Origin of the sequence: Streptococcus mitis, from assembly GCF_013305725.1 — a bacterium.
GTDB classification, from domain to species: domain Bacteria; phylum Bacillota; class Bacilli; order Lactobacillales; family Streptococcaceae; genus Streptococcus; species Streptococcus mitis_BO.
On the sequence record NZ_CP047883.1, the window covers coordinates 1060217 to 1083271 of the forward strand.

General features: G+C 36.4%; 24 protein-coding genes and 2 pseudogenes. 23 read left to right on the forward strand and 3 right to left on the reverse strand.

Going from position 1 to position 23055, the window contains the following annotated elements; all coding sequences use genetic code 11:
- Positions 1-82 precede the first annotated feature (82 nt).
- The 23 genes and pseudogenes from M594_RS05255 to M594_RS05365 all read left to right on the forward strand — a co-directional run bounded on the left by M594_RS05255 (position 83) and on the right by M594_RS05365 (position 21800).
- A complete protein-coding gene (locus M594_RS05255) occupies positions 83-256 on the forward strand; it encodes a hypothetical protein (RefSeq protein ID WP_153014420.1) in 174 nt (57 codons plus the stop codon).
- Positions 253-1032 carry a replication initiator protein A gene (locus tag M594_RS05260; RefSeq protein WP_173876150.1) on the forward strand — a complete coding sequence of 260 codons (780 nt, stop codon included), beginning with the start codon at positions 253-255 and terminating at the stop codon, positions 1030-1032. Before M594_RS05255 ends, M594_RS05260 begins: the two co-directional genes overlap by 4 nt.
- 99 nt (positions 1033-1131) lie before the next feature.
- Positions 1132-2490 (forward strand): DNA (cytosine-5-)-methyltransferase, encoded by a 1359-nt coding sequence (dcm, locus tag M594_RS05265; RefSeq protein ID WP_173876151.1) that lies wholly within the window; start codon positions 1132-1134, stop codon positions 2488-2490.
- On the forward strand, positions 2474-2923 hold the full coding sequence (locus M594_RS05270; RefSeq protein ID WP_042751129.1) for a hypothetical protein: 450 nt from the start codon (positions 2474-2476) through the stop codon (positions 2921-2923). Before dcm ends, M594_RS05270 begins: the two co-directional genes overlap by 17 nt.
- Positions 2916-3296 carry a hypothetical protein gene (locus M594_RS05275; RefSeq protein ID WP_002933252.1) on the forward strand — a complete coding sequence of 127 codons (381 nt, stop codon included), beginning with the start codon at positions 2916-2918 and terminating at the stop codon, positions 3294-3296. The genes M594_RS05270 and M594_RS05275 overlap by 8 nt, the downstream gene beginning before the upstream one ends.
- 12 nt (positions 3297-3308) lie before the next feature.
- Entirely contained in the window at positions 3309-3542 is a 234-nt protein-coding gene (locus tag M594_RS05280) for a transcriptional regulator (protein WP_070481918.1), read from the forward strand.
- A 2-nt stretch (positions 3543-3544) separates the two neighbouring features.
- Entirely contained in the window at positions 3545-4132 is a 588-nt protein-coding gene (locus tag M594_RS05285) for a CPBP family intramembrane glutamic endopeptidase (RefSeq protein WP_173876152.1), read from the forward strand.
- Positions 4133-4491: 359 nt separating this feature from the next.
- Positions 4492-4755 (forward strand): hypothetical protein, encoded by a 264-nt coding sequence (locus tag M594_RS05290; RefSeq protein ID WP_173876153.1) that lies wholly within the window; start codon positions 4492-4494, stop codon positions 4753-4755.
- 32 nt (positions 4756-4787) lie between these two features.
- Entirely contained in the window at positions 4788-5375 is a 588-nt protein-coding gene (locus M594_RS05295; protein ID WP_173876154.1) for an ATP-binding cassette domain-containing protein, read from the forward strand.
- A 3-nt stretch (positions 5376-5378) separates the two neighbouring features.
- Entirely contained in the window at positions 5379-6563 is a 1185-nt protein-coding gene (locus tag M594_RS05300) for a hypothetical protein (protein ID WP_173876155.1), read from the forward strand.
- A gap of 396 nt (positions 6564-6959) precedes the next feature.
- Positions 6960-7595 (forward strand): hypothetical protein, encoded by a 636-nt coding sequence (locus M594_RS05305; RefSeq protein ID WP_049544662.1) that lies wholly within the window; start codon positions 6960-6962, stop codon positions 7593-7595.
- A gap of 343 nt (positions 7596-7938) precedes the next feature.
- A complete protein-coding gene (locus M594_RS05310) occupies positions 7939-8529 on the forward strand; it encodes a type IV toxin-antitoxin system AbiEi family antitoxin domain-containing protein (protein WP_049544663.1) in 591 nt (196 codons plus the stop codon).
- On the forward strand, positions 8529-9365 hold the full coding sequence (locus M594_RS05315; RefSeq protein ID WP_173876156.1) for a nucleotidyl transferase AbiEii/AbiGii toxin family protein: 837 nt from the start codon (positions 8529-8531) through the stop codon (positions 9363-9365). The genes M594_RS05310 and M594_RS05315 overlap by 1 nt, the downstream gene beginning before the upstream one ends.
- 281 nt (positions 9366-9646) lie before the next feature.
- Positions 9647-9946 (forward strand): hypothetical protein, encoded by a 300-nt coding sequence (locus M594_RS05320; protein WP_173876157.1) that lies wholly within the window; start codon positions 9647-9649, stop codon positions 9944-9946.
- The gene (locus M594_RS05325; protein ID WP_004264119.1) at positions 9936-10424 is read left to right on the forward strand and encodes a hypothetical protein; all 489 of its coding nucleotides are present in this window, start codon (positions 9936-9938) and stop codon (positions 10422-10424) included. Before M594_RS05320 ends, M594_RS05325 begins: the two co-directional genes overlap by 11 nt.
- Positions 10424-11758, forward strand: a pseudogene (locus tag M594_RS05330) (VirD4-like conjugal transfer protein, CD1115 family); the annotation flags it as partial. The gene M594_RS05325 and the pseudogene M594_RS05330, both read left to right, overlap by 1 nt.
- Positions 11759-12566: 808 nt before the next feature.
- A complete protein-coding gene (ltrA, locus tag M594_RS05335; RefSeq protein WP_173876158.1) occupies positions 12567-14477 on the forward strand; it encodes a group II intron reverse transcriptase/maturase in 1911 nt (636 codons plus the stop codon).
- A 103-nt stretch (positions 14478-14580) separates the two neighbouring features.
- Positions 14581-15120 (forward strand): annotated as a pseudogene (locus tag M594_RS05340) (TraG/TraD/VirD4 family protein); the annotation flags it as partial.
- A 20-nt stretch (positions 15121-15140) separates the two neighbouring features.
- Positions 15141-15383, forward strand: a complete 243-nt coding sequence (locus tag M594_RS05345; RefSeq protein WP_000627865.1) for a hypothetical protein — start codon at positions 15141-15143, stop codon at positions 15381-15383.
- 16 nt (positions 15384-15399) lie between these two features.
- Positions 15400-16254: a conjugal transfer protein TrbL gene (locus M594_RS05350; RefSeq protein WP_001054256.1), complete on the forward strand. Its 855-nt coding sequence runs from the start codon at positions 15400-15402 to the stop codon at positions 16252-16254.
- A 53-nt stretch (positions 16255-16307) separates the two neighbouring features.
- Positions 16308-16667 carry a PrgI family protein gene (locus tag M594_RS05355; RefSeq protein ID WP_001097591.1) on the forward strand — a complete coding sequence of 120 codons (360 nt, stop codon included), beginning with the start codon at positions 16308-16310 and terminating at the stop codon, positions 16665-16667.
- Positions 16618-18975, forward strand: coding sequence for a VirB4-like conjugal transfer ATPase, CD1110 family (locus M594_RS05360; RefSeq protein ID WP_173876159.1), 2358 nt, complete (start codon positions 16618-16620; stop codon positions 18973-18975). Before M594_RS05355 ends, M594_RS05360 begins: the two co-directional genes overlap by 50 nt.
- 11 nt (positions 18976-18986) lie before the next feature.
- Entirely contained in the window at positions 18987-21800 is a 2814-nt protein-coding gene (locus M594_RS05365; protein WP_173876160.1) for a phage tail tip lysozyme, read from the forward strand.
- Between the two features lie 34 nt (positions 21801-21834).
- Here the strand turns inward: M594_RS05365 and M594_RS05370 are convergent, their stop codons facing one another.
- From M594_RS05370 to M594_RS05380, 3 genes are all read right to left on the reverse strand, one after another.
- Positions 21835-22305, reverse strand: a complete 471-nt coding sequence (locus tag M594_RS05370) for a hypothetical protein (protein WP_254597114.1) — start codon at positions 22303-22305, stop codon at positions 21835-21837.
- A gap of 141 nt (positions 22306-22446) precedes the next feature.
- Complete coding sequence (locus tag M594_RS05375; RefSeq protein WP_000201399.1) at positions 22447-22611, reverse strand: hypothetical protein; 165 nt, start codon at positions 22609-22611, stop codon at positions 22447-22449.
- Between the two features lie 55 nt (positions 22612-22666).
- Positions 22667-22876: a hypothetical protein gene (locus tag M594_RS05380; RefSeq protein WP_173876161.1), complete on the reverse strand. Its 210-nt coding sequence runs from the start codon at positions 22874-22876 to the stop codon at positions 22667-22669.
- Between the last annotated feature and the right edge of the window lie 179 nt (positions 22877-23055).

Below are 23055 nucleotides of genomic sequence, written 5' to 3' on the forward strand. Positions count from 1 at the left end.
GTTGAGTTTGGTGTTCAAATATTTGTTATGTTACGGAAAGGAATTTCACAATCTTTCCGTTTTTTTATTTTCTGGAGGAAAAATGACAAAAGAATTACAATCATCACGCTATATTGTCATTTCATTTTTAGTACGTGAAATGGGAATAGATATTGTTGAAGCCATCTCACTTATGGCTGAATTAGAAAAAAGTGGCTTGGTTCGATTGGAATCAAGTGGAGATTTAATACTCAAAGAACTTGGAGGGACGCTATGAAACGCATTACCGCAAATCAATACCAAACTTCAGAACGGTATTATAAATTACCTAAAATTCTTTTTGAGGATGAGAAATATATTGATATGAAACTAGAAGTAAAGGTGGCTTATTCTATTTTAAAAGATCGTTTAGAATTATCTCTCAGTCGTGGTTGGATAGATGAAGAAGGAGCAGTCTATTTAGTATTTTCTAATTCTAAACTGATGAAGCTATTAGGTTGTTCGAAGTCGAAATTACTGACAATCAAAAAAATTCTTAAAGAATATGACTTAATTGATGAAGTCCAACAGTCTTCAAGTGAGAAAGGAAGACTAGCTAATAAGATTTATTTAGGGGAATTATCTTCTACCCCAGTAGCTAATTCAAACAGGCCTAGTGTTAAAAAAAGACTAGGGCAGGATGAAAATGATACGGCCCCCGTCTCACATTTAGCCCCTAGTGAGACTGAAGTTAGTGAGACTAAATATAGTGAGACTGAATCTTTATTTATTGAGGATGAGGAGGATAGGAATACTCAACCTATCTTGAAAAGAAAAGTAGAAAAAGTCACAAAATATGATCGAGATTATATTTGGGGATTGGTACAAGATCAATTTAGACGAGAAGGTTTTTCTGAAACAGCCAGTGAAATTGCTATGACTGATTTTGAGAGAATCTATCAGTATGCTCTAGATAATGTTCGCTTTGTTAGACGAGCGGAAGTTTTGGCTGAATTTGTGTTTAATGGCCTGTATTCTGTTTGGAATAACCGTGTTAGAAAAGGAGGTGGTTAAAATGTCGCCAATCGAGTGGATATTAGTTATGCTCATTTTCATTTCAAGTGGTGTGATACTTTGGACATTGATAGTCGATCAGGAAGGGGGGATAAAGAAATGAGATTTATTGATTTATTTTCAGGTATCGGTGGCTTTAGACTTGGAATGGAAAGTGTCGGACACGAGTGTATTGGATTTTGTGAGATTGATAAATTTGCTAGGAAATCTTATAAGTCCATTTTTCGAACAGAAGGAGAAATAGAATTTCATGACATACGAGATGTTTCAGATGACGAATTTAAAAAACTTAGAGGGAAAGTCGATGTCATCTGTGGGGGATTCCCTTGTCAAGCATTTTCAATCGCAGGAAGACGATTGGGATTTGAAGATACTAGAGGAACTTTATTCTTTGAAATTGCTCGAGCGACCAAACAAATCCAACCACGTTTTCTTTTTCTTGAAAATGTTAAAGGCCTACTCAATCACGATAAGGGACGGACGTTCACCACAATCCTTACCACACTTGATGAGTTGGGGTTTGATGTTGAGTGGCAGGTGCTTAACAGTAAGGATTTTGGCGTTCCCCAAAACAGAGAGAGGGTGTTTATTATCGGACATTCTAGAAAGAAAGGTACCAGACTCCTATTTCCTTTCAGACGAGAAGGTCAAGCAACTAACCCTGAGATTTTGAAAGCACTAGGGAATTTAAATCCATCAAGAAGTGGAATGAGTGGTAAAGTCTATTATTCAGAAGGTCTTGCGCCAACCTTAGTTCGTGAAAAAGGAGAAGGATTTAAAGTTGCGATTCCTTGTATGACACCAGACAGATTAGAAAAGAGACAAAATGGTAGACGTTTCAAGGATAATCAAGAGCCAATGTTTACTTTAAATACTCAGGATCGCCATGGTATTGTCGTTGTTGGAGATTTACCAACTAGCTTTAAGGAAACTGGTCGCGTCTATGGAAGTGAGGGGCTATCTCCAACACTGACTACGATGCAAGGTGGAGATAAAATCCCCAAAATACTGATTCCAGAACCAATCCAATTTCTAAAAGTCCGAGAGGCAACGAAAAAAGGATATGCTCAAGCAGAAATAGGAGATTCAATCAATTTGGAAAGACCAGGTTCTCAGTATCGTCGTGGTAGAGTTGGCAAAGGTATAGCGAATACGTTAACAACTAGTGGTCAAATGGGAGTAGTAGTGGCTAGCTATGAAGGAGAAGATAAGCAAGTTTACCATGTTGCTGGTATTTTAATAAATGGACAATTTTACCGTCTGAGGATACGACGAATCACTCCTAAAGAGTGTTTTCGCTTGCAGGGGTTTCCTGATTGGGCTTTTGAAGCTGCTAGAAAAGTCTCTAGTAATAGTCAGCTTTATAAACAAGCTGGTAATAGTGTAACCGTTCCTGTGATTGCCGCAATCGCAAAGAAATTAAAAGAAATAGAGGAAAAAGATGAAAGCGTTAAATAAAGAGTCAATACTATATTGTGATGAATTAGAAACAGAATTACATGATGCAGAAATGATGCAGTTGGATGAACAAATATTTTTGATGCCCAATTATCCATGTGAGTTTGAAGTGAAATTTTTAGATTATTACCATAAAAAACACAATTACCCACTATTTTATGAATCCTATCTTCAAAACATTATGGAATTCCTTGAAAGTCAGGATATAAAGAACGGAGCCGATGCCTTTGTGGATGATAATCATAATCTTGTTTTTGTTTTATATGGGCAAGGCTATCGAGCCGAGGGAAAAGAGGGAATACTTACAACCCAAGTAACTGTAAAAGCTTATGATGAAGACAAGAAATCAGTTAACTTCTCAAATTTATTAGATTCCTTAATCGTTTCAGAATATCAAATGGAACCGAATCTTTGGGAGGTCTCCCATGATTGATCTCTATCTAAGTAAAAATAGCCATAGAAATCAACTTCTTTTAGACTTCTTTCAAAACTATGGCATTGAGGTATCTTGTCATTCAGTTTCTGAAATGACAAAGGACAAATTAATTGAGATGATGAGCTATTCTTCAGATTGTTTTGAGTTTTTATCTCCAAATTTATTACGATTTAAGAATCGAGATAACCTAAAATTAACAGATTTCATCGAAATGATATTAAAAAATCCTGAACTAACCATCAGACTTCCTCTTGCGGTTTCAAATAAGCGAGTTTATCCAAATCTGAATCTGGAGGAGGCTAGAGCTTTATTACCAAGAGATACGAAACAATTGATTTACATGGCACAAACACATTATTTATCTAACTAAAGGAGAAGCAATATGGCTGAACGATTTTGGGAGAACTTGTCCATTATTTTGGCTGAAAGAAATATTAGCTGGATTGAGTTAACCAGAAAAATGTTTGCGGGAGAGTATCACTATCCAAGTGAATTGAACCGTTTGTATCAAAAGATACGCCACTACAAGATGGAACAACGAATGCCTCAAAGTCCATGGGTAGAGAGGATTGTGCAGGTATTAGATTTAGATTATGAAGATTTATTTCGGAGGTAACTATGAAAAGAATAATTCCAGTTTATATATTCCAACAAGTAAATGTCCTATTGGTATCTCTATACTTACTGAAATTTCTTTGTATCGGTGAGTTAACTATACTAGAGATTCTCTATGGTGCGTCACTCATTTCTTTTTTATGGATGTATGGTCAACGCAAACAAGCTCATAAGGTCAATATGAAATCTAGGATGAAATGGCTTGGTATTGGATTCATTAGCCTACTGATTATAAGTCTATGTTTTAGCCTAATCCATGCTCAAGGAACCACGAATCAAGCAAACTTAATTGGACTTCAACATCAAGTTCCTTGGTTTTCATTTTTATTGTTCTTAATCAATGCGAGTATGGTTGAAGAATTTCTGTATCGAGAAATTATATGGTATTTGGTGAGAAAATTAGATATTCGAGTTGCGTTGACGAGTGTTTTATTTGCCTTAGTACATCATCCAGGAACCATTCTAGCTTGGTGTTTATATGTTTCATTGGGAATGTTTTTAGGGATGGTACGCTATAAATCGGACTTATGGGGCAGTATGGGTCTACATTTGGTGTGGAACCTACTAGTTTATAGTTTGCTGCTTTTTTAAAATAGGTGACCTGATTTTTAGGTAACTTCTAAAACTAACTTCCAGTTTCCCACACCCTAGCCTTTAGTATGAGAAAAACGCGTGAAATCAGTGGAAATTCGTCTTAGACAAACTTCCACTGGTTTTCTTTTTCTTGATATATAAGGGTTCAAAAGCGAAAAGACTCAGAAAAAAGTGCACGACACATAGCCCTAAAACAGAGTCGTCTTAGAGTAAATTCGAGTTGTTAGCGTTTAGTGTGAGATTTTTCGGAACAAAAAAACTATTGCATAACAAATAAAAAAACTATTGCATAACAAATAAAAAAATGATATAATTAAAGCGCTTTCGAAAGTAAATATATTAGTGAGGTGGAAGCCATGAAAAAATCAGCAAAAGTTGTTTTATTAGCTAGTTTGTTATCTGTTGGTCTTTTTCAGTCCAGTGTATCTGCTAAGACAGTTCTTAAAAGTTATCGCTATGATTGGAATACCTACTATAAGTCTAGTATGAATTACCATGCACATTACTATAAAGTCATTCCGGAATGGTCTCGTTATTATAGCTATTCTGAGTATATAGTTGGCGGAGGCTGGAACTACGATCGTTATGAGGTAGTAAACCATTACAGAGGAGGCTATTAATCCTTAAAGAATGATAAAAAGGAGGGCAAGATATGTTGCAGCTTACTCATGTGACCTTAAAAACGCGACAAGTCATCTTACAAGATGTTGATTTTACATTTGAAAAGGGCAGTATTTATGGCGTTCTTGCTATCAATGGCTCTGGAAAGACGACCCTGTTCCGCGCCATTAGCAATTTAATTCCTATAAGTAGTGGAAATATCGCAGTCCCTCCTTCTTTATTTTATTATGAGAGCGTTGAATGGCTGGATGGAAACTTAAGTGGGATGGACTACCTTCGCCTTATAAAAAATATCTGGAAGTCAGATCTAAACTTGGGGGATGAAATTGATTACTGGGAAATGCCTGACTATATCAGCCTTCCCATTCGCAAGTATTCCTTAGGCATGAAGCAACGCTTGGTGATTGCCATGTATTTCCTGAGTCAGGCGAAATGCTGGCTTATGGATGAGATTACAAATGGCTTAGATGAGTATTATCGACAGAAGTTTTTTGATAGACTGGCACAAATCGATAGACAAGAGCAGCTGGTTCTTTTAAGTTCCCACTATAAGGAAGAGTTGGTTGATGTCTGCGATAGAGTAGTAACCATTCATCAGGGTCAGATAGAAGAGGTTTAGTTTATGAAAGATGTTGGTCTGTTTTTATTGAAAAAAGTTTTCAAAAGTCGCTTAAACTGGATTATCTTAGCTTTATTTGTATCTGTACTCGGTGTTACCTTTTATTTCAATAGTCGGACTGCAAACTCAGTCAGCTTGGAGAGCGAGTTGGAAACTCGTCTTGTAGACCGTGAGAGAGTCATCAATGAATATAAAGAGAAACTCTCTCAAATATCTGACACCAGCTCGGAGGAATACCAAATTGCTAAAAGTGATTTAGAATCGCAAAAAAATCTTTTGACGCTAAAGACAGAAATTCTGACTTTATTAAAAGAAGGGCGCTGGAAAGAAGCCTACTATTTGCAGTGGCAAGATGAAGAGAAGAATTATGAAAAGATATCAAATACCCCGACTTCTAGCTCTGAACTAAAAATGGGGGCTGACCGCCAGCGAAAGATTTACCAAGCCCTATATCCCTTGAACATAAAAGCGCACAATTTAGATTATCCGACCCACGGGATTGATCAGATTGTCTGGATTTTAGAGGCTATTATCCCAACCTTGTTTGTGATTGCTATTATTTTTATGCTAACGCAACTATTTGCAGAAAGATATCAAAATCATCTGGACATAGCTCAGTTATATCCTTTTTCAAAAGTGGCATTTGCCATGTCCTCTCTTGGAGTTGGAGTGGGTTATGTAACTGTGCTGTTTATCGGAATCAGTGGATTTTCTTTTCTAGTGGGAAGTCTGATAAGTGGTTTTGGACAGTTAGATTATCCCTACCCGATTTATAACTTAACGAATCAAGAGGTAACTATTGGAAAGATACAGGATGTGTTATTTCCTAGCTTGTTCTTAGCTTTCTTAGCCTTTATCGTCATTGTGGAAGTTGTGTATTTGATTGCTTACTTTTTCAAGCAAAAAATGCCTGTACTCTTTCTTTCACTCATTGGGATTGTTGGCTTATTGTTTGGCATCCAAACAATTCAGCCTCTTCAAAGGATTGCACATCTGATTCCCTTTACTTACTTACGTTCAGTGGAGATTTTGTCTGGAAGATTACCTAAGCAAATTGATAATGTCAATCTAAATTGGGACATGGGGCTAGTTTTACTTCCTTGCCTGATTATCCTTTTGTTAGTGGGGATTCTATTTATCGAAAGATGGGGAAGTTCACATAAAAAAGAAGTTTTTAATAGATCCTAGCTTTCCTATAGGGAAAGTAAGGAAAAACTAACATAGAGAGGGAATCAACTTGATTCTCTCTTTTTGATTCGAAAACCAAGCCAAAATACAAACACAAACTTTTCAAAAAAAGGACCTGATTTATTTAGATATTCATAATGAATGTAATTGTTGACAAATATGGACTAATTGCGTATAATGAAGGTAGTTAAATGATATAATTACTTGTGGGCTAGTGGATATGGTCTGCACCCGCCTGTGGGCTCCGCTCTCAGTTCAAACTGTTTGTTGAGAAAAAGAATAGCAGGACTGCCTACCCTTGAGGAACAGATAGGGCATATCTAGCGTGAGGTGAAACTCAATACGTGGGAGAGAAGGAAGCAGGAGCTTCCTTCTCTTTTTTAGGAGAAAATTCAAATGACTTATACTTTGGAATGGCTAAAGACTTTTGATGGAAAGATTGATATTGTCAATGTTAAGATGGATTGCTTGGCCAATACTATTGAGAAAAATGTTTCTCAGTACAAATATATTTATCAGACAAATATGGAGAACTGTCCTAAAATTATTCTATCAGTTCCAAATTCCTCCATTCCTCATCTTTTAGGATTATCTAGAGAACATCATGTTAATTTACCAACTAATAATGCAGGGAGTATTTTTGAAGGATTAAAAGATGATTGGACATTGGAACGCCTGAATAAAGCTGATAATGGTTGGTTCAACGAAAATAAATTCAAAATAGTTGGAACCTTGTTGCTTTATCAAATGTTACATGTAATGGAGTGTAAATTCTATACAACTGATGGCATTTTGAATAGAAGAGTTGGTAGCCGATTTAGAAGAGATCATATTTATTTTGTAGTCTTTAAATTAAGTAATGGTATTAGTTATACAGTAGAACTATCACGTGAACAAGGAAATCAATACTTTCCAAGAAGCCTTAAAATCAATGATACCTCCGTTACAGATTGTAGAGAAATAGAGCTTAGACTTATTAATAAGATTCGATTTAAGCCAGTTAAGGCAAGAAAGGTGAAATGGCCATCATGATTTAAAAATTGAAATCATGGTTACATCACTATTCTTTTCTTAACCAATGTGAGTATTGTTGAAGAATTTCTGTATCGAGAAATTTTATGAAAGTTAATCATATCAGAGTTTCTTTGACAAGCATTTTATCTTGCTGTTTGTATGTTTTTACTAGAAATATTTCTAGGGCTTCATTTGGAGTAGAACCTATTAGTCCATGGCTTACTTCTTCTTTATAATAGGTGGTCTGGCTTACTTATAGATTCAGTTTGAAATAAAAAACTAAATGAATTGATTTTAAAGAAATAAAATGCTAACATATGTAGAAGGTGTTAGCATTTTATTTCTAAGAAGGGAGAATGGTATGGTTGATAAAAGAGAGAAACTGATGAACTCTTTTAATCAGTATGGTTTTTTAACTTTTAAACAAGTAATAGATGAAAATTTACACTACAAAACCTTATTAAAAATGGTTACAGAAGGAAAAATCGATGCTGAAGAAAAAGGGTTATATCGCTTACCTGATATTTATTTAGATGAGTGGTTTGTCCTTCAGCATCGATTTCCAAAGGGAATCTTTTCTTTGGAGACAGCACTTTGGTTACATGGTTTATCTTTAACTATCCCTTTTAACATGACGATGAGTTTTCCTTATGGTACGAATACCAAAAACATTAAGGAAGCAGATATATGTCCTATTATTTTACGCTCTCACTATAGTGAAGGAATTATTGAAATAGAGCGCCTTCCTGGTCAATTTATTAAAGTTTATGAAGTTGAACGAGTTTTGGTTGAATGTCTAAGACCAGTTCATAAGGTGGATCTTCAAATTATTGCACCAGCGTTTAAAAAATATTTTCAACAAAATAAAATTCATTTACACAAATTATTTTATTATGCCCAGCTATTTAAAGTAACTGATAAGTTACAATCTTATACGGAGGTACTATCTTAATGTTTTCAAATGCGAATAGCTTTAAAGCAAAAATCAAAAACATTTCAAAAGATAAGGGAATTCCAGCTCAACAAGTACAACAACATTATTTAATTGAGCAAGTGTTAAAGCTGATTTCTACTAGTTCTTATAGAGATTCCTTCATTGTAAAAGGAGGGTATCTAATAGGTCAAATGATTGGACTAGATAAGCGAACCACAATGGATTTAGATGTCACTCTGAAGGGAACCGAAATGAGCAGAGAAAATTTGATTCATATCTTTGAAGAGATTCTTTGTTCTAAAACTGATGGATTTTCATTTTCAGTAGATAAGCTAGAGCCTATTCGCCAAGATGATGAATATGGAGGATTTTCATTAAAATTAAATGCAACTTTTGATACATTAAAGGAGGTTGTTTTTATTGATATTACTACTGGTGATAAAATCACACCAAGAGAAATTACTTATTCAATGACTTCTATCTTTACTAATGAAAGCATCAAGATATGGACATATAATCTAGAGACTGTACTTGCTGAAAAGTTAGAAACGATCATTAGTAGGGGATTAGCTTCGACACGCCCACGTGATCGATATGATCTTTTCACCTTGTATAAACTTAGAAAAGAAGAGATTAATCTTAAAGTATTAAAAAATGCACTTGAAAATACGGCAGAAAAACGTAAAAGTAAAGATACTATTTATAATTGGGAAGAACAAGTGAGAGGAATTGAAATTTCTGATTATCAGAAAGAGCTATGGATTCGTTATCAACGCCAATTTAAGTATGCTAAAGATATCTCATTTGATAACTCTGTTCAGGTTATTAAGGAAATTATGCAACAAATATTTTAGTACAAAAGCAACTCATTCGTAAATCAGTGAGTTGCTTTTGTATTCCAATAACCTCAAAAATGTGATAAAAATTTCAACTACTCTTATCTATAATAAAGCTACCTGTTCTTTGAAAATTGAATTCACTCCGTCTTGATTAGCGTGCCTGTGTAAGTAGGGACTGAGAGTATTTCCCTGTGAAGGGCAACTGGCACAAGACGTGTGTGAGAATTTTCTAACAGACACGGAGTTTATCGTTACCAGACTCAAACGATGCGACAAACTAGATAAAGGAGTTAATCATGAAGGTAGTAAACTTGTATGATTTGAAACAAATGGGAAATAAAGGTGGTTGTACCATCCAATTGATTCATCACTTTCCTTTTGGTATGGGCTTAGGACATCTCAAAAAAGACTACATTGAATTTAAACGTATTGGTATCTTTGATGGGAAAGCAGTAGAAGTAACTCTTCGAGAACCTTATTCGAGAGATCTACTGCAGGTTGTCAAGTCAATTAAGCAACGTCAGAAATTGATAGCTTATCGTTATAAAGAAGGAAAGCTGCTATTTGTGAAGAAGGAGGCATCAGATGTCCTCTGAACAACAGGAACGAATGGCAGTTCAATATGCAGAGCGTAGTCTTTTATTTACTGTAAAAAGTCTCTTAAAGATTCTAGAATGGTCTAGACGTCAGGCCTTAGCACAGGATTCCGCCTATAAGATAGGGGTGCAGAAATTAGAAGAATTGCTACAATCTCCTTATTCGATTGATACGATTAATCTGAAAAAAGATTTCTTAGACAAACCAATTGATATAGAGAAATTTAAAGCTTTTTTAGAAAAAGAAGAGATTCCTTTAGCCATCGCTTGGCAAGGGGATTCTCTACATTTCTACACGAAAGACCGTTCGATTCTGGACAATCATTTAGACCATCTGTTAGAAAAAATGGTTAATGATCCGGAGAAATTAGCTGATTTTACTATGGATCAGTCATTAGACGATGCAATTGATGAGGCTAAATCCCAAATAACCTTTAGACAAGAAGGGGCCGTCAAACAGAAAGAGATGGTGAGATGATGTACAGTGGAAAGAAATTCCTACTATTCTCACTGTTAGGCATCTTACTAGGCTATGTCTTTCATCGTTTGACGCTTTTGTATGATTCCTATACTGGAAATACATTAGATAAATGGACTCATCTTCTGATGGAAGGTCAAGATGAAGTTCTTCAGTCGCCATGGAATATTTCTTTTACTGGAAAATCAAGTGCTTTTTTTCTACTAGGCTTTGTGACGATGTTGCTGGTTTATCTCTATCTAGAGACTGGTAAAAAACAATACCGAGAAGGGGTAGAATACGGGAGCGCCCGTTTTGGAACTCTAAAAGAAAAGAAGTTTTTTTACGGTAAGGAATTTTCTCATGATACGATCTTAGCACAAGATGTTCGTTTGACATTATTAGATAAAAAACCACCTCAATATGATAGAAATAAGAATATTGCGGTGATCGGAGGTTCAGGAAGTGGGAAGACATTTCGCTTTGTGAAACCCAATCTGATTCAGATGAATAGTTCTAATATTGTAGTGGATCCTAAAGATCACTTAGCTGAGAAGACAGGCAAACTCTTTTTAGAACATGGCTACCAAGTAAAGGTGTTAGATCTAGTTAATATGAAGAACTCAGATGGCTTCAATCCTTTTCGCTATATAGAGACAGAAAATGATTTGAATCGCATGCTGACGGTTTATTTCAATAACACCAAAGGCTCTGGATCCCGTAGTGATCCATTTTGGGATGAAGCTTCTATGACTTTGGTACGAGCTTTAGCCTCCTACTTGGTCGATTTCTATAACCCACCTAAAACAAGAGAACAGCTCATTGAAGAAAGTCGTTTGAATCAAACAGAATACCAAAACTTGTTGAAACGTCAAAAAAAAGAAGTGGAAGAGCGAAAAAAACGAGGGCGTTATCCAAGTTTTGCGGAAATCTCAAAACTCATTAAACACTTATCCAAGGGTGAAAACCAAGAAAAAAGTGTCTTAGAAATTCTATTTGAAAATTATGCTAAAAAGTATGGGACTGAAAATTTTACCATGCGAAATTGGGCAGATTTCCAAAATTATAAGGATAAGACTCTGGATTCTGTTATAGCTGTAACCACTGCTAAATTTGCCCTCTTCAATATTCAAAGTGTCATGGATTTGACCAAAAGAGATACCCTTGATATGAAGACATGGGGCCAGGAAAAATCAATGGTTTACTTAGTTATCCCAGATAACGATAGTACCTTTCGCTTTCTTTCAGCCCTCTTTTTTTCAACCGTATTTCAAACCCTAACAAGACAAGCAGATATTGATTTTAAGGGTCAATTGCCTCTTCATGTGAGAGTCTATTTAGATGAGTTCGCAAATAGTGTGACACGTTCTACGCCCAAAGCGGTAGGAATAACCGACAAAAGCGTAGCCTAAAGTCACAAACAATTTAATAATGTGGTTTTAGAGAACTGCATAACTGAAATCTCAAATGATGGGGTAACGCCCTGAAGGGGATTCGCTAATACTCCGAATAGCGTTGGTCGGATACAGACGACTAAGGTTATAAGCTCGGGGAAGTCGTGCGAAGCACACCCTAAAGTAGAAATACTAGGAAAGATACCTAGAGGTAGGTGTTGTGTGTGACAGTGCGGGCGGGGTTATCATATGGTTAGAATGACCAAATAAGTGGTCTGACAAAATTCCGAATGTACAGCTCTAAACGAATGGCTGGTAGAAATACCAGTGTACTAATGGGTACGCAAGTGGGGTAAAGTAAAAGTTGTTAGTATGAAATACCCTCTGTGTTTACAGGACACAGGTATCTTAAGAAAAGTCTTGAAGATAATACTTGCAGGGCTAAAGGAATGACCTAAGTGGTAACAATCCTAAGTTATGTGGAACGTGGAAAGCAACCAATACGGGAGCTGACTGTAACAGCGACAAAGTACCGTAGTTGTATCGAAAATGAAAAGTCTGAAAGAACCTTTTCTACAATAAGTGCATTTATGGTTGTGAGAGTAGTGGCACAGTACCGTTGAAGCCGTGATAATAAGCGGTGGAGGGATAGCCACAAGCCGATACTGAATTTTCTTTCATGTCTATATAGTAATCACCAAAAGGAGATTTTCATAGCTGTCGTGGTGCGACTAAGAAAAAATCATTCTCCGATAGGGAGTTGGTTACTATGGCAAAACGAATTGTAAATAAAGCAGAACGAAATGCAGAAAGGTATGATGCTAAAGAAATAGGATATCAGCTTTATGAAGATAGCCTAAAAGGGAAGAGATTTGATAGACTTATGCCAATAATTGTCTCTGACCAAAACATCATACTTGCATATCGAAATATCTGCAAGAATAACGGGAGTAAAACTCCTGGTACAGATGGTAAAACGATTGTAGAAATACAGAAATTACCTATCAAAATGGTCATAAAAACCATCAGAAACAAGTTAAACTATTATCAACCAAAGAAAGTCAGACGAGTAGAAATCCCGAAAGATAATGGAAAGACAAGACCTCTTGGAATTCCGAGTATTTGGGACAGACTGATACAACAGTGTGTCTTACAGGTTTTAGAGCCAATCTGTGAAGCTAAGTTTCACGAAAGAAACAATGGTTTCAGACCGTATAGGTCTACACAGAACGCAATAGCACAGTGCTATAAAATGGCACAAATACAAAATCTTCACTTTGTTGTAGATGTGGATATTACAGGCTTCTTTGATAATATTGACCACTCAAAACTTATCCGTCAGTTATGGGGATTGGGAGTACAGGACAGAAAGCTGATTATGATAATCAAGCAAATGTTAAAAGCAGATATTCTGTTCAAAGATATAGTCATCACACCAGAAACAGGCACACCTCAAGGTGGCATTCTATCTCCGCTACTAGCTAATGTAGTACTGAATGAACTGGACTGGTGGGTTGCTAATCAGTGGGAAATGTTCAAAATCAAAGAGGGAAGTACAGGCTACGAGTTTACAAAGGTTGATAACGAGGGAAACATACTCACAATAGATCGAACGCAGAAATGGAACAAGCTCAGAGCAAAAACCGACTTGAAAGAAATGTATATCATAAGATATGCGGATGATTTTAAAATATTCTGTAGAGATTATGTGACAGCGGTTAAGGTAATGGGTGCGACAAAGTTATGGTTAGCTGAAAATCTTCACTTGAAGACAAGTGATGAAAAATCAGGAATTACCAACCTTAGAAAGAACTACACGACTTTTCTTGGAATAAAATTCAAGGTAGTACCAAAAGGGAATAAATGGATTATTCGTTCCCATATGGCAGATAAGAGTAAAGCAAAGGTTATCAGTAAACTGGGTTCTGTTTGGAAGGATATTAAGAATCCAAGCAAACAAAGTGAATTAGATAAAAATATAAGTCTTTACAACGCTACGGTAATGGGAATGCACAATTATTACTGTATGGCAACGCTTGTATCAGCTGATTTTGCGGAAATAGCCTTTAAGGTTACAGGGAAAAGCAACGGAATGAATCATAACAAACGATGCTTTCCCATAGAGAAACAAGGTGAAATTACAAGTAAATACATCTTGGATAAGTACGGAAAGTCCAAACAATGTAGATGGATAAATGGTCGTATGATTGTTCCTGTCGGATATGTATCTTATGAATATCCAAAATATAAAAGACGTGAAGTCAACAAATATGTGAGGAAATACTCAGACGCTGAAAACTGTATCAGCTTTGAGGTTATGAAGTACATGATGGAAAATGCTCATCTCTATCCTACATTAGAAATGGCAGATAATGCTCTTTCAAGGTATATAGCACAAAGAGGCAAATGTGCTGTTACTCATAATGCTTTGACCATTGTGGATATGGTCTGTGAACACATCAAGCCTTGCAAAGGAGAAAGAAACGATACTTACAGGAATTTAATTATTCTCTCAAAAGAAGTATCGGATTTGGTAGGAGCAGAAAATAGCAATAAAGTAAGTAAGATACTTAAAAACCTACCATTGACCAATGAAATGCAAGAGAAAATCAATAAGCTTCGTGAACACAGGGAGCTAGAAATGATACAATTCAATGACTATATAGGCACTAAAAAGTAAGATTTAGTCGGTGGAACGCCGTGTGATGGGAAACTATCACGCACGGTGTGGAGCGGGGGAAAAGCCCGAGGTGGTAACACCAGAGGCTTACCTATCGCTATTCGGAGAAATCCCAGATTTTGCTGAACAAACCTCAACAGTCCGTTCTCGGAATATGAGTCTCGTTCCTATTCTTCAAAATATTGCCCAACTTCAAGGGCTCTATAAAGAAAAAGAAGCTTGGAAAACCATTCTTGGGAACTGTGATAGCTTAGTCTACTTAGGTGGGAATGATGAAGATACCTTTAAATTTATGAGTGGCTTACTCGGTAAACAAACCATTGATGTTCGAAATACGAGTCGTTCCTTTGGCCAGACAGGTTCAGGATCCCTTTCTCATCAAAAGATTGCTCGTGATTTAATGACACCTGATGAAGTCGGAAATATGAAACGGCATGAATGCTTGGTTCGAATTGCTAATATGCCAGTCTTTAAAAGCAAAAAATACAATTCAACCAAGCATCCAAACTGGAAGTACCTAGCCAATCAAGAAACCGATGAACGGTGGTGGAACTATCAAATCAATCCTTTGAATCAAAGACAAGAAAATCATCTTGAAGGCCTTAGAATTCGAGATTTAACTTTTGAATCTAGTTTAAAATAAAAATAGAAAAGAGGAAATAGATGATTACGCATTTTAAAGGTTTTGTTTATGGAGTAGACGCAAGTGCTATGTTTGCACAAGCTATGTCTTTGTTACAGAAGGGATTGATTGCAGTTGGTGCCTTTCTCGTTGTTGTGGGAATTGTCAATCTTGCAACCAACATTAAAGATGGTGGACCAGGTGTTCGGAATGCCATTCTTGAAATTGTCGGTGGAGTTATGGTCGGGGCTGCTGGAGCCTTTGTAACCCAGATTTCAATTTAGGAGGATAAACAATGACATGAATCTTAGTTTAGTCTCACCCTTTGTTTACCTTGCATCTGAAAAAATATCAGCTGAAAATTTATTTGAAGGATTTAATGTGGATTTACAATCTACGGTAGATCTGATTAAATCCCTATCTAGCTACAATCCAACAGTTTGGACTTACATGTCTAGTATTACTAAAAGTGTCATGCAACCTCTTGGAGTTGCGATTTTATCAGTTGTTCTCATCTTAGAATTTTCGAAGATGGCAAAGAAAATTGCTAACTCTGGTGGAGCGATGACCTTTGAAGCATTAGCGCCGATGTTGATTAGTTATATTATGGTTGCAGTTGTAATTACCAACACTACCGTCATTGTAGAAGCCATCATTGGGATTGCGAGTCATGCCATTGAACAAGTGGCCTCGATTGTGGCTCACGGTGGGGCAAAGTATGATACAATCTCTGGATTAAAAGGGTCAGGATTTATTGGCCGGATGATTGTGGGCTTTTTCGCCCTCCTCATTTGGCTAGTTCGGATAGTAAGTGCAGCCATGGTCAATCTTTTGGTATCTATTCGATTTATTCAACTCTACCTTATGATCCCATTTGCCCCTCTTACGATTCCAACATTTTTAAGTGATGAGTGGAAGTCTATTGGTATTGGCTATTTAAAAAATATTATGGTCTATGCGGTACAAGGGGTTCTTATTTTTCTGATTGTTTCTCTTGTTCCTTTGTTTGAATCTGCTGGGAAAATAGCTGTTTCAAATGGTGCAGGAGTCCTGCAATCTCTTGCGATTATGTTTGGTAGTTTAATACAAGCTATCTTACTGATTATTGCCCTCGTTGGTTCTCAACGTACGGCTCGCTCAATCTTAGGTATGTAATTAGATAAAGGCTAAGAAGTGATTGCTTCTTAGCCTTTTTAGAAAGGAAAGTCATGAATACACGTGTCTTTAAAGACATCTCAAAATACCAACACAGGGCTTGGTTAGGTTTCACTACAAGACAAATCATCTTTGTTTTACCAGCCTTTATTGTCACAATTATTGTTTTGGGCTTGAATCTCTTTTTCTGGCAATTTGGAGATTGGTTTGTTTACGGTTTTGTGTTTGCCTTTACCATCCCCCTCATGCTTTTTGGAGTCTATAAACCCAATGATTTATATTTTGAACATTATTTGAAATACCGTCTACATTTTGAATTAACGGTTCCCCTACGCACAATTACAGGAAAGAAAGGATCTGAACATGAAAAGAAAATCAAATACATTAAAGAAACAAAAAACTTCAATGACTAATAAAAAGGAAAAAGTTAAAGATAAAAAAGAGGAAGTGTTACCATCAACGGCTAATACTCTTTCCTATCAAGCCCTGTATCAAAATGGTCTGATGCAGGTGAAAGAAGATTATTTCTCACAAAGCTATTTACTTGGTGATGTCAATTACCAGACTGTTGGTTTAGAAGACAAGGGGGCAATCATTGAGAAGTATTCTGATTTGATTAACTCACTAGATGACCAAACTAACTTCCAATTGACTATCTTTAATAAAAGATTGAATTTAGAAAAGTTTAGACAAAGTGTTTTGTATGAGGAAAAAGAAGATGGATATGATACCTATCGTAAAGAATTGAATCGGATGATGAATCAGAATTTAGACAGTGGCGAAAATAATTTCTCAGCTGTGAAACTGATTACCTTTGGTAGAAAGGATTCTAATCCCAAACAAGCCTATCGTTCCTTGTCTCAAATTGGAGAATATTTCAAGAGTGGTTTTTCAGAAATTGATGCTCGCTTTGAATCCTTGGCTGGAGAAAACCGTGTGAACTTGTTGGCAGATATGCTTAGAGGAGAACACCATCTTCCTTTTTCTTACCGTGATTTAACGAGATCGGGTCAGACAACTCGTCACTTTATAGCTCCTAATCTCTTAGATTTCAAAAACAAGAATTACCTACAAATCAATGACCGATTATTGCAGATTGTCTATGTGAGAGACTACGGTATGGAATTAGGAGATCAGTTTATCCGAGACCTCATGCAAGGAGATTTGGAATTGATTGTGAGCCTCCATGCTCAAAGTTCGACCAAGGCAGATGCCATGAAGAAACTACGAACAAAGAAGACCTTGATGGAATCCCAAAAGATTGGGGAACAACAAAAACTAGCTCGTACAGGTATCTATTTGGAAAAAGTAGGTCATGTATTAGAAAGCAATATCGATGAAGCTGAGGAACTCTTAAAAACCATGACAGAGACAGGAGATAAACTATTTCAAACAGTCTTCTTGATTGGTGTTTTTGGTCAGGATGAAGAAGAACTCAAACAAGCACTAGACACTATTCAACAAGTGGCCGGCTCAAATGACCTAATGATAGATAAACTTCCATATATGCAAGAAGCAGCCTTTAATAGTTTGCTGCCATTTGGTTGTGATTTTTTAGAGGGAGTATCACGGAGTTTATTAACATCTAATGTAGCAGTGAACTCTCCATGGACTTCAGTAGACTTACAAGACCGTAGTGGGAAATATTACGGTATCAATCAAATCTCAAGCAATATTATTACCATTGATCGTAGCCTATTAAATACACCGTCTGGTCTGATTTTAGGGACATCTGGAGCTGGGAAAGGGATGGCAACCAAGCATGAAATTATCACGACCAAAATCAAGGAATCTGGTGAAAATACTGAAATTATCATCGTGGATCCAGAAGCAGAATACAGTGTCATTGGACGAGCTTTTGGGGGAGAAATGATTGATATTGCGCCCGATTCCCAAACCTATCTCAATGTCCTTGACTTGTCTGAAGAAAATATGGATGAAGATCCTGTAAAGGTAAAATCAGAATTTCTTTTATCCTTTATCGGCAAGTTATTGGATAGAAAAATGGATGGAAGAGAAAAATCGATTATTGACCGAGTTACCAGACTCACCTATCAGTCATTTAAAGAGCCTTCTTTGGAAGAATGGGTCTTTGTCTTGAGCCAACAACCAGAAGAAGAAGCGCAGAATTTGGCACTTGATATGGAACTGTATGTCGAAGGTTCTCTTGATATTTTTTCTCATAAGACCAATATTCAGACAGGATCTAATTTCTTAATCTATAATGTTAAAAAGTTAGGAGATGAGTTGAAACAAATTGCTCTTATGGTTGTTTTTGATCAGATATGGAATCGTGTCGTTCGGAATCAAAAATTAGGGAAGAAGACCTGGATTTATTTTGATGAAATGCAGCTTCTCTTATTAGATAAATATGCCAGTGATTTCTTCTTTAAATTGTGGAGTCGTGTCAGAAAATATGGAGCCAGTCCGACTGGAATAACTCAAAATGTCGAAACCTTATTGTTAGATCCAAATGGTAGACGGATTATTGCCAATAGTGAATTTATGATTCTCCTCAAGCAAGCAAAAAATGACCGGGAAGAACTGGTTCAACTCTTAGGCTTGTCAAAAGAACTCGAAAAATACCTAGTCAATCCAGAAAAAGGAGCAGGACTAATAAAAGCAGGTTCAGTTGTTGTTCCCTTCAAAAATAAGATTCCTCAAGGTACTCAATTGTTTGATATTATGAGTACGGATCCTGATAAAATGGCTTCTAATTAAGGGGAAGTGGAATGAAGGATAAAAGAGAAATTATACGTGCCCGAAAGGCATTTAGAAGAAGTTTAAAAGATGAGAAGAAATTCTTGAAACAAGGAAAGAAGGAGGTGAAGAAACAGAAAAAAGATTCCGCTGTACTGGATGAAAAAGCATGGAAAAAAGAGATAAAAGAAAAGCTAGAGGAGATGAGAGAAGCTTCAAAGGAGAGAGTAAAACAAGCAAATGAAGACTACAATCATATTCTTCAAAATAGTCCTCCATCTCTTTTGAATCGAAAAGAATTAAGAGACAGACGGTTGCCTCATGCTAGGAAACGATTGAAAATAGCCAAGAAGCAATTTAGAGAAGCCAAGGTAGAAGCAAAAGAAGAAAGAAAAGAGAGTCGTAAAGAAAGAAAAACCAATCAAAAATTTCTCTACGGTCAGGAATCGAAACAAAAATCTAATTTTTTCTTTCAAGGGAAGAGTTTAGAAGAATTAAAAGCTAAGAAAGAAGTCAAGGCCGCCAAAGAGAATCTAAAATCTACTAAACAAGCCTATAAGTCCAAAAAAGTCAGTAGGAAAGCCAAAACTTTTCTTTATGTTCTTGGACGTGAAGGAGGAGAGTTAGCTTCAGAAAATGAAGATTTAGAAGGTTATCGCACACTTCAAGAGACCATTAGAAAAGGGAAACGCTACAGTCGGCTTTCTTATAACCTTGGAAAAGCTAGTGTCAAAACAGGACAAGCAACAGGTCGTTTTACCAAGAAAAGACTGACCAACACAAAAGAGCGATACCATCATTTTAAGGCTGGAAAAGGATGGAAACTAGCGAAAGATAATCCAAGTTCCTTTAAAAATCGGTTTCGAAAGTTAAAGAATCAAGGTCTTACTAGTGTCCGAAATATCTATCAAAAACTAAAAGCAGCCTTTTCCTTCTTTACATTTGCGGCTGGAAATCCTGCAACCTGGATAGTTGGAGGAATAGTCTTTCTTCTTTTACTTATGATGAGCTTCTTTTTAGGATTTTCATCTGCTAGTTTGATTCAACAAGATGAATTTGAATTAACAAAAGCTTATACCCACCTGACTTGGGAAGATGCAGAACATACTCGCACAAATGACAAAGGAATTACTTATTACACAAAAGTTGATGATGTGATGGGGTATATGAACTTTAAATTCCATGACTATGAGTTACACAAACCAGTTCACTTATTTAGTTCCGAAACTTACAAGGATTATCTGTCTACTTTGTGGCATGATTTAAACGATGGGGAAGATTTGAAATCCATGCAAGACCTTTATGAAACTCCTAAGTATAAACTCTCGAAAGACGATCAAGAGGAAATGAAGGAACTAAAAGAAGAAGGTGTCTATGCTTCCATGCAGGAATTGGACAATCCGTTTGAGGGACAAAGCAACGAAGATAGTTTAACCATGACTTATCGTTATGGATACTATGATTTAGACGGAAAACCTACTCTTCAGGAGTACATTCTACTAGAAGCGAAGGCTCACCAAACGATTGTCGCACCAATGGATGGAGTTGTATCTCTAGATGGAGATGATGTTATTCTCACTAACGGAAAAGGAGAGAATGAGAGTCGATTGACCTTGTATTCTATTCATAATGGCCGTGCGATTGAGGGAACAAGGGTCTTAACTGGTGATGTTATTGGTGAGACACCAGACGATACAGGTTTGAAAGTTTCCTATCAAAAGTATAAGAACAAGAAAGAAAAATTGGTGTATGTCAATCCGCAATTTTATTTTCCAAAAGTCATTCAACTTCAGACAACTATCTTACCTGCCATTGGTCAGTTTGGTGGGGATGAGTTTGAACGAGCAAAACATATTTATGAGTTTTTGAAATCTCAAGGGGCAAGTCCCCAAGCCATTGCGGCTATTTTAGGAAATTGGTCGGTAGAATCTTCTATCAAACCTAAACGAGCTGAAGGGGATTATTTATCTCCTCCAGTTGGCGCTACCGATTCCTCATGGGATGATGAAAGCTGGTTAGCGATAGGAGGGCCAGCCATTTATAGTGGTGCTTATCCTAATATCCTTCATAGAGGTTTGGGGTTAGGTCAATGGACGGATACCGCAGATGGGTCAACACGTCATACAGCTTTGTTAAATTATGCACGCACCCAAAATAAGAAATGGTATGATTTAGACCTCCAACTTGATTTTATGCTTCATGGGGATAGTCCTTACTATCAAAGTTGGTTAAAGGATTTCTTTAAAAATACGGGTAGTGCAGCCAATCTCGCCCAACTCTTCCTTACCTATTGGGAGGGAAATTCTGGTGACAAACTACTGGAAAGACAAACTAGAGCAACGGAATGGTATTATCAAATTGAAAAAGGCTTTAGTCAAACAAATGGAGGACAGGCAAAAAGTGACCCACAATCCCTTGAAGGGGTTCGTGGGGACTTGTATGATCATTCTGTTCCTGGTGGTGGAGATGGTATGGCCTATGCCTATGGACAATGTACATGGGGTGTTGCGGCTCGTATGAACCAGTTAGGATTAAAGCTAAAAGGTAGAAACGGAGAGAAGATTTCAATCATTAATACCATGGGAAATGGTCAGGACTGGGTTGCGACAGCTTCAAGTCTTGGTGGAGAAACGGGCTCTACACCAAGAGCAGGTGCCATTGTTTCTTTTGTAGGAGGTACACATGGCACACCAGCTATCTACGGTCATGTGGCTTTTGTCGAGAAGGTCTATGATGATGGTTCTTTCCTTGTGTCTGAAACTAACTATGGTGGCAACCCTAACTATACCTTTAGAAAAATCTCTCAAGCAGATAGTGCCATTAGTTTTGCCTATACAACGAAATAAAAAAATCATGTCATCAGTTTAGGTGACATGATTCTTATTTTTTATAGAGTGACATATTTAATGCCATAGGCTGATAACTTACTTGATGATCGTCTTTAATCAATTGACTGTAAGCAACAAATCCGAACTGTTCATAAAATTGAATGACTTTAGGATGATTGATACTATCTAAAAATACCATCTGAGTTCCTACAATTGCTCGAAATTCTTCAATTTTTTGAATTACAATTTCAAATAACTCTTGTCCTGATAATTTATTTAGCTTTGTGTTTTTGCCGAATTGACCGATAAGTAACACAGGGAGATAATCAATATTTTTGGGACTTTTCCCTTTTAGGACGAGTTTCTTTTTTAAGGATTTCTCTAAATCAGAAATATCAACAACTTTGAGAGATAAACTAAAGAATCCTAAGATGTTATTTGTTTCAGTTTCTTCAACGATAAAATTACGAGAACGATGTTGTTTTTCAAAATTGGGAGCTTTATCAGATAGATAAGTCAACATCTCTTCATTACCGTTGAAATCAACATTTTCTAAAATGATAGTTTTAAATAGAGCTCCTGAACTTGTTTCTCAGTTTTATCAGGAGCCAGCACTTGAATATTTTCAAGATATTGCTTAAGTGGTGTTACTTGAATTGTCATCTTACAGATACTTTGAAATGAGTTTATTTTTCGTTGGAGCGGTAGCGTCTTGTGATTCAATAGATTTCAAGACTGCTTGTAGCTTTTTAGATGGTTTATGATTAAGAATTTTTAGAGCATCTTCGTTTGTTAGTTTTATATCACGTGTTAAACTGATTGTAGCCATTTGTTCTACCTCCTGTTTCTACTTAAATTCATTATAGCTTATTTTGAACAAAAGTTCAATCTGAAGATAGTGTATGTTTTCTATAGTGTATAAATCCAAAATAAGTTTTTCTCTTGCATTTGTAGCTCATATTCGTTAGAATAATGGTGTAGATGAGTGGTTGGCTCATGGTCAATCTGATAGTAATCTTGGACATAAGGGCCAAGCGGTGGCGGACACCAGAATAAACCGACTGACTAGGTGGCTTACAGGTTCTGTAAGCCATCTTTTTTACTTTAATAGTAATGTTTTATATTTTAAGGAGAACGAAGTTTTGGCTCGTTCTCTTTTTTGTTGATGATATGCTCCAAACAACCTACACTGTAGAATATTAAGTAAATAGGATACTATAGGTTTAAATTAAATGTATAAGATAAATAGTTGGATTAGTAAAAGTTTCAAGTC

What these genes read in the sequence shown, in the direction of transcription:
- M594_RS05365 (WP_173876160.1), top strand. Translation starts at nt 18,987, where the DNA reads ATGAAGGATAAAAGAGAAATTATACGTGCCCGAAAGGCATTTAGAAGA.
- M594_RS05275 (WP_002933252.1), top strand. Translation starts at nt 2,916, where the DNA reads ATGATTGATCTCTATCTAAGTAAAAATAGCCATAGAAATCAACTTCTT.
- M594_RS05300 (WP_173876155.1), top strand. Translation starts at nt 5,379, where the DNA reads ATGAAAGATGTTGGTCTGTTTTTATTGAAAAAAGTTTTCAAAAGTCGC.
- M594_RS05260 (WP_173876150.1), top strand. Translation starts at nt 253, where the DNA reads ATGAAACGCATTACCGCAAATCAATACCAAACTTCAGAACGGTATTAT.
- M594_RS05305 (WP_049544662.1), top strand. Translation starts at nt 6,960, where the DNA reads ATGACTTATACTTTGGAATGGCTAAAGACTTTTGATGGAAAGATTGAT.
- M594_RS05295 (WP_173876154.1), top strand. Translation starts at nt 4,788, where the DNA reads ATGTTGCAGCTTACTCATGTGACCTTAAAAACGCGACAAGTCATCTTA.
- M594_RS05355 (WP_001097591.1), top strand. Translation starts at nt 16,308, where the DNA reads ATGAATACACGTGTCTTTAAAGACATCTCAAAATACCAACACAGGGCT.
- M594_RS05325 (WP_004264119.1), top strand. Translation starts at nt 9,936, where the DNA reads ATGTCCTCTGAACAACAGGAACGAATGGCAGTTCAATATGCAGAGCGT.
- M594_RS05310 (WP_049544663.1), top strand. Translation starts at nt 7,939, where the DNA reads ATGGTTGATAAAAGAGAGAAACTGATGAACTCTTTTAATCAGTATGGT.
- M594_RS05360 (WP_173876159.1), top strand. Translation starts at nt 16,618, where the DNA reads ATGAAAAGAAAATCAAATACATTAAAGAAACAAAAAACTTCAATGACT.
- M594_RS05320 (WP_173876157.1), top strand. Translation starts at nt 9,647, where the DNA reads ATGAAGGTAGTAAACTTGTATGATTTGAAACAAATGGGAAATAAAGGT.
- M594_RS05350 (WP_001054256.1), top strand. Translation starts at nt 15,400, where the DNA reads ATGAATCTTAGTTTAGTCTCACCCTTTGTTTACCTTGCATCTGAAAAA.
- dcm (WP_173876151.1), top strand. Translation starts at nt 1,132, where the DNA reads ATGAGATTTATTGATTTATTTTCAGGTATCGGTGGCTTTAGACTTGGA.
- M594_RS05280 (WP_070481918.1), top strand. Translation starts at nt 3,309, where the DNA reads ATGGCTGAACGATTTTGGGAGAACTTGTCCATTATTTTGGCTGAAAGA.
- ltrA (WP_173876158.1), top strand. Translation starts at nt 12,567, where the DNA reads ATGGCAAAACGAATTGTAAATAAAGCAGAACGAAATGCAGAAAGGTAT.
- M594_RS05345 (WP_000627865.1), top strand. Translation starts at nt 15,141, where the DNA reads ATGATTACGCATTTTAAAGGTTTTGTTTATGGAGTAGACGCAAGTGCT.
- M594_RS05270 (WP_042751129.1), top strand. Translation starts at nt 2,474, where the DNA reads ATGAAAGCGTTAAATAAAGAGTCAATACTATATTGTGATGAATTAGAA.
- M594_RS05375 (WP_000201399.1), bottom strand. Translation starts at nt 22,611, where the DNA reads ATGGCTACAATCAGTTTAACACGTGATATAAAACTAACAAACGAAGAT.
- M594_RS05285 (WP_173876152.1), top strand. Translation starts at nt 3,545, where the DNA reads ATGAAAAGAATAATTCCAGTTTATATATTCCAACAAGTAAATGTCCTA.
- M594_RS05255 (WP_153014420.1), top strand. Translation starts at nt 83, where the DNA reads ATGACAAAAGAATTACAATCATCACGCTATATTGTCATTTCATTTTTA.
- M594_RS05380 (WP_173876161.1), bottom strand. Translation starts at nt 22,876, where the DNA reads ATGGCTTACAGAACCTGTAAGCCACCTAGTCAGTCGGTTTATTCTGGT.
- M594_RS05370 (WP_254597114.1), bottom strand. Translation starts at nt 22,305, where the DNA reads ATGTTGACTTATCTATCTGATAAAGCTCCCAATTTTGAAAAACAACAT.
- M594_RS05315 (WP_173876156.1), top strand. Translation starts at nt 8,529, where the DNA reads ATGTTTTCAAATGCGAATAGCTTTAAAGCAAAAATCAAAAACATTTCA.
- M594_RS05290 (WP_173876153.1), top strand. Translation starts at nt 4,492, where the DNA reads ATGAAAAAATCAGCAAAAGTTGTTTTATTAGCTAGTTTGTTATCTGTT.